A 15,021-nucleotide genomic window follows, 5' to 3' on the forward strand; every position below is an offset into this window, starting at 1 on the left:
ATTTCATTTTAACTTAATTTTCTGACAAACGAAATACTCTTTCAAATATAATCCTTATAAAAAATAGCTTCCCCATACAGGAATTTACCTTTTTATTTTTCTTGAAGTTTGTCATAATAATATTATTGTCTCAGTTTTCTTATACAAGGAGAGTTGTATTTATGTCGTTTTCATGGAAACGTTTCTTACAAATCGGGAAAATTATCTTCCCATTTGTTGTATTAACAATTGTATTCTTTCAAGCAAAAAAAGAATTAGCAGGCATTTCTTTTTTAGAAGCAATCGATACAATTAAAAACATTCCAACCGGAGGAGTTTTTTTAGCAATTACACTTGGCGCATTTGCCGTATCAACAATGTTCTTTTATGACTATGTTATGCTTCGTTATTTAAAAGCTGATATACCAGTCCAAAAGATTTTCCGCATCTCATGGATTGCTAATACTTTAAATGGCTTTATCGGATTTGGTGGTCTCGTTGGAGCTGGTGTACGCACAATGCTTTATCGTCCATACATAAAAGAAAATGGCAAACTTATTAAAAGTATCGCCTGGATGACAACTGCTTTTATTAACGGATTAGCCATTCTTTCATTCCTCGGCCTGATTGGAATATTAGACACAAGTTTTATTTTGCATGAAAAACCGTGGCTATGGCCTGTTCTTATCTTTTTCGCTCTTTTCGTCCCTATATATATTGGCTTTTCTAAACTAAAAAATAGAAAAACAAAGCAAACTGAAGGACAAGAAGAAGAAGGAGAAGAGAAAAACCCAACTGTTTTATACTCACTAGTTTCATTAGTTGAGTGGGTATCTGCTGGTATTGTTATGTATGTCATATTAATATTATTTGGTATTGACATCGAATTTCAAAAGTTTTTAGGTGTGTATGTAATTGCTGCTTTAGCTGGCGTTGTTAGTCTTGTACCTGGTGGACTTGGTTCATTTGATCTTGTCTTTTTAACTGGACTCGGACAGTACGGCATTGATACAGGTGTATTACTACCTGCTATGTTATTATATCGCCTCGTCTATTACATTTTACCTTTCTGCCTTGGCCTTATTTTTGCAGCTTTTGAAATGACAGGTGTGGCCATTAAAAAGTTTGAAGATAAACCTTTTATTGCGCCTGCATTAGAAACAACTGGTGTTATATGGACTTTGCAGCGTGATTTTCTAGGAAAGCTTGGTTCATGGGCATCTGCTGCTTTAACAGTATTTGCTGGACTAATGGTTATTTTATCGACCATTCTACCGACAAGTATAAACAGAGCACACGCCTTACATATTCTAGCTCCAAAACATCTTATTCAATTTTCTTTTAGCTTATCACTAACATTCGGTATTCTCCTCCTAATCCTTTCACGTGGGATATATTATGGAACAAAACGCTCTTATTATATGACGATTGTTTCTTTAATTGGAGCGGCTATCTTTAATACACTAAAAGGAATTGATATTGAAGAAACGTTTATTTTATTAATCGTACTCGCGGTATTATATATGCTTCGAAAAAGATTTGTGCGCGAGAAAATGGAAGTCTCACTTTCTGATATGGTAAAAGTTTTTATATTCTTACTTGTAACGTTATATTTATATAAAAACCTAGGTATTTTATTTGCAGGTGCAAAAGAAGCTTTTAAACCTGATTTTGTTGTTCGTAATATTACACAAGTGAAACGAAGTGCATTAGCAGCTGCCTTTTTCGTTCCTACCTTTTTACTGATTGGCTCACTCATTGCCAATCGTTATCGAAATGAATTTCCCGGGCAACCAGCTAATGACAAAAGGTTACAAAACTTTTTAGATGAACATAACGGAAATGTACTTAGTCATTTAGGATTTTTAGGTGATAAACAATTCTTCTTCAGTAGTGATGGGAAAGCACTCCTTCTCTTCTCTATAACTGGAAAGCGTCTTATTGTACTAGGTGATCCAATTGGTGATTCTTCCTCCTACCGTACTGTGTTACAAGAGTTTTTAGCTGAGGCTGATCGATTTGGGTACATTTGTGTATTCTACCAAATCGAAAGTAAATGGATGAGTTTATATCATGATTTTGGTTATAACTTCTTTAAGCTTGGTGAAGAGGCTGTCGTTGATTTGAATGCATTTACAATAACAGGAAAAAAACGTGCCGGTATGCGAGCTACTTTCAACCGTTTTGAAAGAGAAGGCTATACATTCTCTATTCACCAGCCACCGTTCTCAGACGAACTATATGAAGAATTAAAAAAAGTTTCAGATGCGTGGCTCGGTGGTAAAAAAGAGAAAGGTTTTTCACTCGGATACTTTGATCGTGAATATATTAGCCGAGCACCTATCGCTACATTATCTGATGTGGATGGAAAAATCATCGCATTCACAACCTTTATGCCCGTATATCAAGACGGATCATTATCTGTTGATTTAATGCGATATTATCCAGATGCACCTAGCGGCATTATGGATGCAATTTTCATCCACCTATTCCAGTGGGCCAAAGAAAATGAATATCATTCCTTTAATATTGGTATGGCACCACTTTCAAATGTAGGTTTATCGACACAATCTTTCTGGTCTGAACGGGTTGCTGCTGCCATCTTTAATAATGTTCGATATACGTATAGCTTCAGCGGGTTACGACATTTTAAAGAAAAATATAAACCAGCATGGAGCGGTAAATATTTGGCATTTAGAAAGAATCATTCTTTACCACTTACAATGCTCTCTGTAACAAAATTAATAGGAAAAAGAAAAAACAGCTAAAGATTTAGCTGTTTTTTCTTTTTTGAACTTGTACAATAAATTCTTTTTCATATTTCTTACCATTTATATAGAAATCCCCCCATATTTTATACGTTCCTTCACTAGGAAATGTAATACGATATTGTAATTGCTCATCTGTATCAACAGGTATTGCGTATAAAAAGTTTTCTCTCGTTTCGTCCACGATATAGAGCGCCTCTACTTCTCCTCTTTCTGAATGTAATTTCAATTTTTCACCCTTTTTCGCTTGGAATTGAAATGTTAACGTCACTGGTTCATTTGGATGCAATGCACCAAATAAAAGAGAAACTTCATACTCCCCTATTTTTTTTGTAAGTACACTATCGATTGGAAATTTTACTTTTTTCTTATTTTTCTCGTCCATTTCTTTCCCAAAATCTTTCTTCGCAAATGATTGCACAGACTTATTTTTGTCTTCATATAAAAATATTGTATATCCTTCATCTTTCGCTATTTTAGAAGATACCTTATATGATCCATTCCCTGCGAATGTAGGTTTCATTTGTTGTACATGCTTTAATTGTCCGTCTACAATAATTGCCCGAATTTGATCATTCACACCACGAACTTCGTTATTTTTATTATTTAATAATTGAAACGAAATATTTACCTTCTCATTTCCTTTTCCATTTGACACATCCCATTTTACTTCCTGAACATCACCTACAGTCTCTGTAGTTTCCTGATACTTTTTTATGTAAAATCCTCCTACTACAATAAATAGTAAAGCAACAAGTCCAATGACAAGATTTTTCAAAACATCACCTACCATTTTTATTGTCTCTGTTTATACAAAACTTCTTACATATATATTCTAGATTATGATTTATGAAATCCTCCTGCTTTGCACATATTACAAATAATAAAAAGATTTTAATTGAAAGGATTCGTAGTGTATAATGCAAATGATATTGATTTCTATCAATACATTATAAGGAGGACTTTTTCATGAGTGTACATATCGAAGCAAAACAAGGCGAAATTGCTGAATCTATTCTATTACCAGGTGATCCATTACGTGCAAAATATATTGCTGAAACATTTCTAGAGGACGTTACTTGCTATAATAACGTGCGTGGTATGTTAGGTTTCACTGGAACTTATAAAGGAAAACGTGTATCTGTTCAAGGTACAGGTATGGGGGTTCCTTCTATTTCTATTTATGTAAACGAATTAATCCAAAGCTACGGAGTTAAAAATTTAATTCGCGTTGGAACTTGCGGTGCCATTCAAAAAGACGTAAAAGTACGTGACGTTATTATTGCAATGACAGCTTGTACGGATTCTAATATGAACCGTTTAACATTCCCTGGTTTTGATTTTGCACCAGCTGCAAACTTCGACCTTTTAAAGAAAGCTTACGATGCTGGAACTGAAAAAGGCTTACACGTTCGTGTTGGTAACGTTTTAACAGCAGATGTATTTTACCGTGAAAGCATGGACATGGTTAAAAAACTTGGAGATTACGGTGTACTAGCAGTAGAAATGGAAACAACTGCTCTTTACACATTAGCAGCGAAATACGGTGTAAATGCGTTATCTGTATTAACAGTAAGCGATCATATCTTCACTGGTGAAGAAACTACATCAGAAGAACGTCAAACTACATTTAACGAAATGATTGAAATCGCTTTAGATGCAGCAATTCAACAATAATACATTAAAGAACTCGTCATACGTCTGTCGAGTTCTTTTTATGTGACTTTTTATTAAAAACTACTTTCGGAAGAGACAGATTTTCTCCTCTACTTTTTTGTAACGTTTGTTATAATAAAGTAATCATTTACAGTATTTCTCACAAGAGGTGACGCAGTGAAAAACAGAAGTATCGTCTTTAAACTATTTTTATTAACATCAACATTATTTACAATCATATTCCTCCTCTTTTTCCTAGGACAATCTCTATTTTTAGAGAAATTTTATATTAATAAAAAAGTAAAAACAGTTCAAACTGCTTTTGAGAAGTTCGTAGATACTTACGAAAAAAGTGGTAAAAGTTATGAAGAAATTAGAAAACTAAAACAAGAATTTCATGATAAAACAAATGCTGATATGCAATTTTTAAATTCTGAAGGCATTATTAAAAGTGACAATAATTACTACATTGATGTCACTAATCCTAAAAATAATGAAACATATTCCATTCCGCTCAATAATCTTTTAACGCCCGAAGAATATAAAAAATTCGAAAACTTAGGATTGAAAAAAGATGACATGATAAATGTCGTCGGTTTGGTACGAGAGAAAACAATAACACCAATAGAATTAACAACAAGTTATAATCGATGGCAAAACGAACGTTTCAATTCAGATTTTTCATCCATTAATGGCAACCCTTCTAAAAATAGACTTACAAGCCGATACAAACCTGTGACTCAAATTGAATTCACTGGTATTGTATCTAAGTTACAGCTTCCATCGAAAGCCGAGGTTCGTCTTGCAAATGATATTGAAACATTACGAGCCGTTCAATATTTTGCAGAAATTATTAGAAATGGTACTGCTAACTCACATCAATTGAACACTTATATAATAGATGGCGGGGAGAATATAAAAAATAGTATCTTTGTAAAACCTATTATGAAAGATGGAAAAATTACAGAATATGCTTTTGCAATAGCATCTTTGCAACCTGTTAATGAAGCAATGCTCGTTTTAAAGGATTATTATGTCTATGCTTTAATCATCGTTTTTCTCGTAATTATTTTGTTATCCTTCTACTATTCAAAAATCATTGTGAAACCATTAATTAAAATTAATCGCGTTACAAAGAAAATGGCCAATTTTGATTTTAGTGAGAAATTACCTGTGACAGCAGACGATGAAATTGGCGGGCTTTCCGGTAGTATTAATACGTTATCTGTAAACTTAAAAGATCGAATCGATCGGTTAAATGTTGCCAACACAAAATTACAACAAGATATTGAACGTGAACGTCAATTAGAGAAAACGCGAAAAGAATTCATTTCTGGTGTATCACACGAATTAAAAACACCGCTTAGTGTAATTAGAAGTTTTGCAGAAGGAATTAAAGATGGTGTTAGTAAAGATACGACGTATTACACAGATGTTATTTTAGAAGAAACAGAAAACATGAACAGACTTATTGTTGAAATGTTAGAATTAGCAAAATTAGAATCAGGTACGTACAAACTAGATATGACGACATTCTCAATCGGTGAATTAATTCAACAAGTCTATACAAAGTTATTATTTAGCATGGAGGAAAAACATTTACAAGTGAATATAGATGTAGACCCTTCTATATTTGTGAAAGCGAATCGTAGTCGTATTGAGCAAGTGGTTGTGAACTTACTTAGCAATGCAATTCGCTATACGCCAGATGGAGAAAAAATACAAGTCTCCGTTATGGCAATGGAAGATACAGTAAAAGTCGAAATCGAAAACACAGGAAACCCTATTCCAGAAGAAAGTCTTGAAAAAATTTGGGATCGTTTCTACCGTTTAGACGCATCTCGTAGCCGTCATACTGGTGGTACTGGTCTCGGTTTATCTATTGTAAAAAACATTTTAGATCTCCACCATGCCGAATACGGCGTATATAACACGACTAATAGTGTTGTATTCTACTTTAATTTACAAAAAGTAAAAGAAGTCAAATAATTTGTCTTAATTTCACTAGGAGTTCACATGAAATTCACACTCTCCCTTTATAGTAAGAAACAAGTTAATCCTTTCCTTTACACATATAAAAGAGGAGAGTGCGTGAAATGAAACAAGCAGGACAACCTATTCAAAATGAAAAACAATTAGAAACTATCAAAAATATACTTTTACAATCTTCGAAACGTGATGGCTTATTATTCGTATTAGCTGTAAATTCTGGCTTAAAAGTAAGTGAAATCTTACAATTAAAAGTTAGTGATGTAATCGATGAAAATGAAAATGTTCGCCATTCCATTTTATTTTACAATGAAAAAGTAAAGAAACATAAATGGTTTGCTGTAAATGAAGACTTACAGCACGCGATCGAAGACTACATGAAAGAACGTAAAACTTGGAAACGTAATGAACCGTTATTAAAGTCTCAAAAGGGAACAAAATCTATTACGAGACAACATGCATGGTACATTTTAAACAAAGCTGCAAAAGAAGTTGGATTAGAAGGGATTAGCTCACATACACTTCGAAAAACTTGGGGATATTGTGCATACAAATCAGGTGTTGACATTGCATTTTTACAACACTTCTTTGACCATAGTACTCCATCAAAAACTTTAAAGTATATCGGTATTGCTTAATAACTCTTATACATAAAAAAGGTTACCATTTATAAATGGTAACCTTTTTTATGTTTCACACTCTCTTTGCTTGTCTCTCCTATATTGTAGTGGTACTCTAATAGTAAGGGGGAGAAATTATGAACACATTAACAATTGAATTACCGAAAGAAACGGCTGAAAAACTTGATTTATTAAAACAAGCTTATGAAAAGAAAACAGGTGCTTCTATTTCTGAAAGTACTCTTGTTCAAACACTTATCTCAAAAGAATTTATCCAAGCGATAACTCCTTTTGATTTACAACAATTCGTCACTGGAAAAGAACAGCATTAATTGCTGTTCTTTTTTTATACTTTATCAGGGGGCTGCTGGAAATCTGCCTCGAAACAATTCTTTACTTCAGCCAAACTTCTATTAGGGATCTCCCTATCGTTAATATCTCATAAAAAGTTTTTTATTTATTTTTCGGAAAACTATTGACAATGATAATGATAACCATTATCATTTATTATGAAGCCAACAATTGATGAATCAACCAAACGCTCAGTAACATTGTTACCCCTCTTTTTCATATAGAAAGGCACTGTACATTCCCCCTGTTTGTACAGTGCCTTTCTTGTTTATTATCATTCAAACAAATTTAATTGCTCAGGCTTTGGCTCACCATATGTAATGTTCATCATTTTCATAAGCTGTTTCGCATTATCAGCTGCATCTCCGCCTGAATTATTATTAAATAGTATATATATGTCCTTTGTCTTCTTTTTTAATTGTTCTAGTCTTTCTACCCATTCTTCTAATTCTTTATTATTGTAGCGATATAAACAGCGAACCGCTCTCCAATTTTCTCCTTTATCAAGCCAACCATGAACATTCCGGCCATGAAAACGTATTAACACCATCTCTGCATTCGTTACTTCTAATATGAGCGGTACTGAACCCATCCCTGCCTGTGGCTCATCACAAATTGTATGAATCCATTTCTCCTTTTCCAAAAACTGTAACGTCTTATCTCTCATTTCTGGATAAAACCATGTTTGATTTCGAAATTCTATCGCACACGGCAACCCTTCCATTTTTTCTTTCGTATATCGAAGAAAATCCACATTTTTCTTTTTACAATCAAACCATGGTGGATATTGAAATAAAATCGTTTTTAATTTATCAGCTTCTATTAAAGGAAGAATAGATTGTTTGTACACATCAAACATCTCATCAAACGTAGAAAAAGGGATTTCACCTTTCATATGTCCTGTCATCCCTTGATATGCTTTTACGATAAAAGAAAAATCTTTCGGTGTTTCCATTGCCCATTTTGTATAGTTTCGTGCAGGTTGCATCGCATAAAATGAACTATCCACTTCGACTATAGGAAAATACTCACTATATGTTCGTAATTTATTTCTATTTTCATAGGGGTCTATATATAAAGAATCATGATCTCCCCACCCTGTCACTCCAATGAAAAGCAAAATATATCCCTCCCTTTTCAGCTTCATCTTCTATTCATTCTACTCACTTCCTGAACACTTCGACCAATCAATTTCATTAAGTAGTCCCTTCTTTAAGAGTCTCCTTATAAAAATATGATATACTAGATGGAAGAATTTTTAAATTGAGGGGTTATTTATTTATGCTTCCAAACGATGATATTGTATCTCATGAAAAACGAATAGAAGAACTAGAAAATAAAGTACGTTTTTATGAAAAACTTGTGAATCAATTACCACATCATTTCACATATAAAAATCCACATATTGGTTTACAAATAAAGAAAACGAGATCGACTCATTCCATTCAAAACATACCAAAAGAGAATAAAGAGGCTGATTTTCAACTTACTTGCGATTCATTGTTTTTATTTAAACAACTTGAAACATACTTTGTTCATATTTTTGATGCTTTTTCACATCATGTAACCTTTGTTGATAGTAAAGGAAATATAACTTTATGTAATCAAGCTGCCGCAGATGATTTTGGTGTAGTACGAAATGATATAATTGGGAAGCCAATTCAACAATTACTAAACTTGCCAGAAGAAAAAATTAAAGCACTTGAAACATTAAGAACGGGCACTGAAATATATAATGAAGAAGTTTTAGACAAAAACTATGGCATTTTAAATAACCGAATTATTCGTGATTATAACGGAGAGATTTTTAGAGTTATTAGTGTTTTTCATTATTTAAACACAGAACGTGATGCAGAGAAATTTTCGTTAGCAGGGCGAATCGCAGCTGGGATTGCACATGAAGTACGCAATCCTCTTACAACCGTACGAGGATATTTACAATTTTTGCAAGAGAGTGTTTCTCCATCTAATAAAGAACTATTTAAAAACTTACTTATTCCTGAATTAGATCGCGCAAATAGTATCATTACAAAATTTTTATCTATTTCAAAAACACGCGAATTTACAAGAGAACCGTTTCCTATTAATACATTTTTACGTGAGTATATTCAACAGTTACTAGCTAGTGAAGTCTTTTTACATAACATTTCAATTGATTATAATTTTTCTACCGAATTAGATGATGTATTAGTCCATATTGATCGTCATGAACTTGTACAAGTTTTTTTAAACTTATTCCAGAACGCTGTCGATGCTCAAGGCGAAAACAAACTTTCTATCCAAATCACTAGTTACCGCCTAGATAATTTTGTTCGTATTACTTTCACTGATAATGGGATTGGTATTCCACCAGCCATTCAAGAATATATCTTTGATCCATTCTTCTCAACAAAAGATTCCGGCACAGGGCTCGGCTTGTCAGTAACGAAAAAAATTATTCAAAATCATAATGGTACATTAAAAATGACTAGTAATGAAGATGGTACAACTTTTACTATTTCAATTCCAATCCTACCTAAAACAGCCCTTGAAAGATTAAATCAATACAAATAAAATCCAATCCACGAACTGCATGCCAATTGTTAAATCCCTCAACAGTTGGCATGCAGTTTTTTTATGTTGAACTTTTCTTCTTTAAATCATATAAAACTTTCTCTATAATTTACTTATTTGTGCTAGGTGGGCCAATTTCTTATTTTTTAGAAATAGTAGTTTGTCCATCACGAATTTAGTTTAAATTTCATTTTAATATATAGTAATGACTATTGATTCTATGAAAGAAAGGAATGAACAGATGAACAATAAAAATAATGGAAAAGTATTTTATGGTAATGATTGTTGCGAAGTCAGAGCTTGCAGTCATATTAACATCTCTAAGTCCGAACTTACAGAATTCGTTAGACTTCTTCAAGCTCTTGGTCAAGCTATTCAAGCTGTCTTTCAAAATCCTTCTCAAGCTAATATCGATAACTTGATTGTTGCCCTAAATAACCTACAAAAATTCCTCAATTGCTTAGATTTGTCTCCTGCCCAAAAACAAATTGGAAATTCTATTATTGCTAATCTATTAACTATTTTAAGAACAACACCTTTCTCGTGCGGAGCATTGTACGTTGAGCTACAAAGCCTGCTTAATTATTTATTGTATATCGCTAAGTTATTCAAAGTAGATTGCTGTACTATCGACAAACTAGTTAAACTCATAACAGAGATCCAAACTATCCTGTTTCAATACGGATCAGATTGCCTTGGAGGAGGAGCTACTGGGGCTACTGGACCTCAAGGACCGGCGGGTGCTACTGGCGCTACTGGGGCTCAAGGTATTCAAGGGCCAGCGGGTGCTACTGGCGCTACTGGGGCTCAAGGTATTCAAGGGCCAGCAGGTGCTACTGGCGCTACTGGGGCTCAAGGTATTCAAGGGCCAGCGGGTGCTACTGGGGCTCAAGGTATTCAAGGGCCAGCGGGTGCTACTGGCGCTACTGGGGCTCAAGGGGCTACTGGGGCTACTGGCGCAACAGGACCAGCGGGTACTCCAATTCCTGTAACTATCGCAGCAATCGGAAACTCTAATCCACAAACCATATCCCCTGGAACAAACATCCAATTCAACCAAGTTTTCGAATTAACTAACATCTCTTTCAACGATACTTCAGATACTTTAACAATTTTAGAAACAGGCGTATATGATATTAGTTTCTCAGCGTCTACAACTTTCCCAGGATCTTCACCATTTGGATTCGGTATTTCATTCAATGGCCAACCACCTACTCGTAATTTCTCAACTAACGTTATCGGTAGTGCTGTTTCTTTCTCTACAATCGTTACTTTACAAGCTGGTACAACGATTGCTGTACAGCCTACAGCAAACACAATTTCTATTCCTAACACAGGTGATACAACTGCAACACTATCCGTATTCCGAATTTACTAATTTTCAATCAATAAGTATATTTATAATAATATGTATCGTTTAACCGTGCATTAAATCTCTCTTTATATAGAAAGGAGCACTTATTTGGGAGGATAAGTGCTCCTTCTTTACGTTTCTTTACCTCAAATTTACTCTATCTTAATCCTCATTTTGTATGATAAATAGTGAAGTCAAAGATATGAAAGAGGGATGAAAATGAGAGTTATGTCACTAATACGCATTTGGTTTGCTCTTATGGTATGCATTATTTTATGTGTAGGATTTTTTTTAACTCTAAAATATTCCACTATATCAAAAGCAGAGAGAATAACTGTTCCATACAAACTTTTGTATACAAAACAAAGCAACATCCCTTATTCAAATGCCACAAAGAATGAAAAAAAAGTTATAAAAGGAATGCTTATTACGCAGGCTTCTAGTTCCGAAGCATTACTCCAAATTGCTGAAACGATTAAAGATCAGTATACAAATAAAGAAATTGATGAAATCACGCTTTCTATCCATAATGAAAATAATGGTAATTACGAAGAAGAAATACCTTACGAACCTATTAGTAAAGGCAAAATAATCGTCACGTACGATTCTCAATCCTTTGGCAGTACGAATGTTACATTTAACGAGTAATACCATTTATATCAATTGCTATGGGCTAACAACTAGTAAAGATAGATAAAACTCTCCACCGATTAAAGTTTCACTTAATTTCTCATACAAAAAAAGGCGAATTTCGTTATTCGCCTTTTTCTTTTACCAAAATGATGGAATCCACTCTTTCACTTTATCAAGCCATTCTTGTTGCTCTTTTTTTCTTTGTTGTTCCTCTTCTTGCCTTCTCTTCTCTTCTTCTTTTCTTCGTTTTTCCTCTTCAATTGTATTCAATTGTTTTTTATAATCAGCCTCAGATATGAGCGATAACTGGAATGCTTTTTGAGCTGGATTGGCATTCGCTTTTTTCATAATATCCCGGAACATTGTCGTCGTAATTTGACTCCCACCTGGAACATAATGATCGCTATCTGTTTTATCATATCCTACCCAAATCGCACCTACTAAATCTGGTGTATATCCAACAAACCACGAATCCTTTGCACCGTTGCTTGGTCCATTTACAATTTGAGTAGTCCCTGTTTTACCTGCTGTATCGACATTATTAACTTTCGCCTTTTCGCCCGTACCCTTTTCGACAACACCTTTTAATAAATATGTCATCTTTTGAGCAATTTTCTCGCTCGTCACCCGTGTCTCTTTCTTATACCACTTTCCAATTGTTTCACCTTCAGCATTTTGTATCTCCCTAATCGCATGAGCTTCCACTTGAACACCGTCATTTGCAAATGTACTGTATGCTTGAGCCATTACAAATGGAGAGGTCCCGACATGCATCCCGCCTAAAGCAATTGGGTACGTACGATCTTCTGGCACTAACGGAATACCAAATCGCTCTAAAGACTTCAATCCTTTATCTAATCCAATTTGCTCTAATAGCCAAACAGCTGAAACATTGTACGACTTTGCCACAGCTTCATACATTGTCACATCACCGTGAAAAGTATGATCGCTATTTTGCGGTTTATATTCTTTAATATTAAATGGTTCATCTTTTAATACATCGTACACTTCATACCCTTGCTCTAACGCTGGTACATATACAGCCAGAGGCTTTAACGTTGAGCCAGGTTGTCTTTTTAATTGGGTTGCATGATTAAACTGTAAAAACTGATACGGCCCTCTACCTCCAACTAACGCTGGTACACCACCTGTTTTTGGATTCATAAGAACTACACCTGTTTGCATAAGTTGGTCTGAGCCACTATCTTTAAAATAACCATCATTATTCACAACGTCTTCTACAGCCTGTTGTTTTTTCGGATCAAGCTCTGTATAAATACGATAACCACCTGCTAAAATTTCATTTTGTGTTAATTCGTACTTGTCCATCGCTTCTCTAACAATATAGTCTACATATTGAGAGTACTTCCCCTTGTATTTATCATCAACACCACGTTTTAACACAAGACCGCTCTCTTTTTCTTTATTATACTGTTCGTCAGAAATATATCCTTGCTCTTTCATTAAACTCAATACAACATTACGTCGTTCGATTGATTTATTAAAGTTTTTATAAGGCGAATACGCAGACGGTGCTTTAATCAAACCCGCAATCGTTGCAGCCTCTGAAATTGTTAAATCTTTTACATCTTTATCAAAATAAGACTTAGCTGCTCTTTTTATACCCCAAGCGCCTTCCCCAAAATAAATTTGGTTCATGTACATTTCGATAATTTCATCTTTCGTATACGTACGTTCTATTTTTTTTGTTAAAAAATATTCCTTTATTTTACGCGAGAACGTACGGTCTTGTGTCAGAAATACATTTTTCGCAAGTTGTTGTGTAATTGTACTCCCACCTGCTACAACTTCTCCTGCTGTAATATTTTTAAAAACTGCACTTATAATTCCACTATAGTAAATACCATGATGGTTAAAAAATTCCTTATCTTCTACTGCAACAATTGCCTGAACCATAATATCAGGAATATCTTTCCTCTTAACACCTTCTGTTTTAGAAGAAGCTAATTTAGTCGCAACTTCATTATTTGCATCATAAATTAAGGTCGGTTGTGGAACAGCTTGCTTTAATTCAGATATGTCTTGAATAGAAATTATTATATTTATAGCAATAAATAAAGTAGCAAGTAAACTTCCTAATACAATTAATGAATTACGAAGTTTCTTCCTCTTGTTGAACCACTCCTGCATTTTTTTTAAGTGAGTGTTCTTCAATTTCATTCGTTCACTTCCTTCGTTTGTTTACACTCTTCTTTTCAAAAGGAAGAATCTACCTCCTTTTAAATTTATTATAATAACGTAGTCTTTCCTGTAGTGTAAAGCTTTTCTTTCACATTCATACTTTTTGCAAGAAAAGGACATTCTACAAGTAAGATATTCAATATTGATTATTAATATTATTAATACAACAATGAGAGTTATGTTAAGTTTTTGTAAACTTTTCGATAAAATGTTTTAAAAAACGACAGTTTTTTGTTAGAATTGACTAGCCAATATATTTTACATATATTACTTTTGTGGGGGTAACTAATAATGGTCTTTAAATCAAAAAAAGATAAATTTTCTGAAATGTTAATGAATGTTTCCGAAAATTTAAAAGAAGGCGCGCAGTTTTTCGTGGAGTATAAAATTAAAAATGCTAGCGATTTAAAAGAGTTTTCTATGCGCATGAAAGAGTATGAGTCAAAAGGTGACTCATTTATTCACGAAATCATTATGGAGCTAAACAAAGCGTTTATTACTCCTATTGAACGTGAGGACATCCTACAACTTGCAATGAGTATGGATGATGTATTAGACGGATTAGATCATAGTGCTGGTCTATTCGAAATGTATTCTATTACAGAAGCTGATGAATACATGATTAAATTCGTTGAAGCAATTAATCAATGTGCGATTGAGATTGCAAATTCTGTTGAACTACTGTCTAAAAAGAAATTAGTCGACATTCGCACAAATGCGATTAAGATTAAGGATTACGAATCACAATGTGATGATATTCGCCGTCATGCGATTAAGCACTTATTCTCTCGTGAGAAAGATCCGATTAAGATTATTCAATACAAAGAGATTTACGAAGAGCTTGAAGAAGTAGCGGATAGCTGCCAAAGCGTTGCAAACGTATTAGAAACAATTATTATGAAGAACGCGTAAGGAG

Annotated in this window: 12 protein-coding genes; 9 read left to right on the forward strand and 3 right to left on the reverse strand. The window is 33.9% G+C overall.

The window, feature by feature from the left end:
• Positions 1 to 161 precede the first annotated feature (161 nt).
• Complete coding sequence (gene mprF / locus DN390_RS25625) at positions 162 to 2,747, forward strand: bifunctional lysylphosphatidylglycerol flippase/synthetase MprF (protein ID WP_147808817.1); 2,586 nt, start codon at positions 162 to 164, stop codon at positions 2,745 to 2,747.
• Positions 2,748 to 2,751: 4 nt separating this feature from the next.
• On the opposite strand, the gene DN390_RS25630 is transcribed toward mprF, so the two are convergent.
• Positions 2,752 to 3,540: a hypothetical protein gene (locus DN390_RS25630; protein ID WP_060630147.1), complete on the reverse strand. Its 789-nt coding sequence runs from the start codon at positions 3,538 to 3,540 to the stop codon at positions 2,752 to 2,754.
• A 176-nt stretch (positions 3,541 to 3,716) separates the two neighbouring features.
• On the opposite strand from DN390_RS25630, the gene deoD reads away from it, so the two are divergent.
• From deoD to DN390_RS25650, 4 genes are all read left to right on the forward strand, one after another.
• Complete coding sequence (gene deoD / locus DN390_RS25635; RefSeq protein WP_000110707.1) at positions 3,717 to 4,424, forward strand: purine-nucleoside phosphorylase; 708 nt, start codon at positions 3,717 to 3,719, stop codon at positions 4,422 to 4,424.
• Positions 4,425 to 4,580: 156 nt separating this feature from the next.
• Positions 4,581 to 6,392: a sensor histidine kinase gene (locus tag DN390_RS25640; protein ID WP_060630145.1), complete on the forward strand. Its 1,812-nt coding sequence runs from the start codon at positions 4,581 to 4,583 to the stop codon at positions 6,390 to 6,392.
• A 107-nt stretch (positions 6,393 to 6,499) separates the two neighbouring features.
• Positions 6,500 to 7,030: a tyrosine-type recombinase/integrase gene (locus tag DN390_RS25645; protein WP_000806236.1), complete on the forward strand. Its 531-nt coding sequence runs from the start codon at positions 6,500 to 6,502 to the stop codon at positions 7,028 to 7,030.
• Positions 7,031 to 7,149: 119 nt separating this feature from the next.
• Positions 7,150 to 7,344 carry a DUF3924 domain-containing protein gene (locus DN390_RS25650; protein WP_001094861.1) on the forward strand — a complete coding sequence of 65 codons (195 nt, stop codon included), beginning with the start codon at positions 7,150 to 7,152 and terminating at the stop codon, positions 7,342 to 7,344.
• Between the two features lie 293 nt (positions 7,345 to 7,637).
• Here DN390_RS25650 and DN390_RS25655 read toward each other — a convergent pair whose 3' ends face one another.
• Complete coding sequence (locus DN390_RS25655) at positions 7,638 to 8,483, reverse strand: DUF72 domain-containing protein (RefSeq protein ID WP_060630144.1); 846 nt, start codon at positions 8,481 to 8,483, stop codon at positions 7,638 to 7,640.
• A 161-nt stretch (positions 8,484 to 8,644) separates the two neighbouring features.
• Between DN390_RS25655 and DN390_RS25660 the strand changes: the two genes are divergently transcribed.
• From DN390_RS25660 to DN390_RS25675, 3 genes are all read left to right on the forward strand, one after another.
• On the forward strand, positions 8,645 to 9,916 hold the full coding sequence (locus tag DN390_RS25660) for an ATP-binding protein (protein ID WP_060630143.1): 1,272 nt from the start codon (positions 8,645 to 8,647) through the stop codon (positions 9,914 to 9,916).
• 241 nt (positions 9,917 to 10,157) lie between these two features.
• Positions 10,158 to 11,294, forward strand: coding sequence for a Gly-Xaa-Xaa repeat protein (locus DN390_RS30835; RefSeq protein WP_179955782.1), 1,137 nt, complete (start codon positions 10,158 to 10,160; stop codon positions 11,292 to 11,294).
• 195 nt (positions 11,295 to 11,489) lie between these two features.
• Positions 11,490 to 11,918: a hypothetical protein gene (locus DN390_RS25675; protein WP_147808818.1), complete on the forward strand. Its 429-nt coding sequence runs from the start codon at positions 11,490 to 11,492 to the stop codon at positions 11,916 to 11,918.
• A gap of 123 nt (positions 11,919 to 12,041) precedes the next feature.
• On the opposite strand, the gene DN390_RS25680 is transcribed toward DN390_RS25675, so the two are convergent.
• A complete protein-coding gene (locus DN390_RS25680; RefSeq protein ID WP_060630140.1) occupies positions 12,042 to 14,084 on the reverse strand; it encodes a transglycosylase domain-containing protein in 2,043 nt (680 codons plus the stop codon).
• Between the two features lie 312 nt (positions 14,085 to 14,396).
• On the opposite strand from DN390_RS25680, the gene DN390_RS25685 reads away from it, so the two are divergent.
• The gene (locus tag DN390_RS25685) at positions 14,397 to 15,017 is read left to right on the forward strand and encodes a DUF47 domain-containing protein (protein ID WP_000231446.1); all 621 of its coding nucleotides are present in this window, start codon (positions 14,397 to 14,399) and stop codon (positions 15,015 to 15,017) included.
• The last annotated feature ends 4 nt before the right edge of the window (positions 15,018 to 15,021 follow it).

Source organism: Bacillus sp. SH7-1 (assembly GCF_008042405.1).
Lineage (GTDB): Bacteria > Bacillota > Bacilli > Bacillales > Bacillaceae_G > Bacillus_A > Bacillus_A thuringiensis_N.

Excerpts from the sequence above, each read along its gene's own strand:
- mprF (WP_147808817.1), top strand. The coding sequence starts at position 162 with ATGTCGTTTTCATGGAAACGTTTCTTACAAATCGGGAAAATTATCTTC.
- DN390_RS25630 (WP_060630147.1), bottom strand. The coding sequence starts at position 3,540 with ATGGTAGGTGATGTTTTGAAAAATCTTGTCATTGGACTTGTTGCTTTA.
- deoD (WP_000110707.1), top strand. The coding sequence starts at position 3,717 with ATGAGTGTACATATCGAAGCAAAACAAGGCGAAATTGCTGAATCTATT.
- DN390_RS25645 (WP_000806236.1), top strand. The coding sequence starts at position 6,500 with ATGAAACAAGCAGGACAACCTATTCAAAATGAAAAACAATTAGAAACT.
- DN390_RS25650 (WP_001094861.1), top strand. The coding sequence starts at position 7,150 with ATGAACACATTAACAATTGAATTACCGAAAGAAACGGCTGAAAAACTT.
- DN390_RS25660 (WP_060630143.1), top strand. The coding sequence starts at position 8,645 with ATGCTTCCAAACGATGATATTGTATCTCATGAAAAACGAATAGAAGAA.
- DN390_RS30835 (WP_179955782.1), top strand. The coding sequence starts at position 10,158 with ATGAACAATAAAAATAATGGAAAAGTATTTTATGGTAATGATTGTTGC.
- DN390_RS25675 (WP_147808818.1), top strand. The coding sequence starts at position 11,490 with ATGAGAGTTATGTCACTAATACGCATTTGGTTTGCTCTTATGGTATGC.
- DN390_RS25680 (WP_060630140.1), bottom strand. The coding sequence starts at position 14,084 with ATGAAATTGAAGAACACTCACTTAAAAAAAATGCAGGAGTGGTTCAAC.
- DN390_RS25685 (WP_000231446.1), top strand. The coding sequence starts at position 14,397 with ATGGTCTTTAAATCAAAAAAAGATAAATTTTCTGAAATGTTAATGAAT.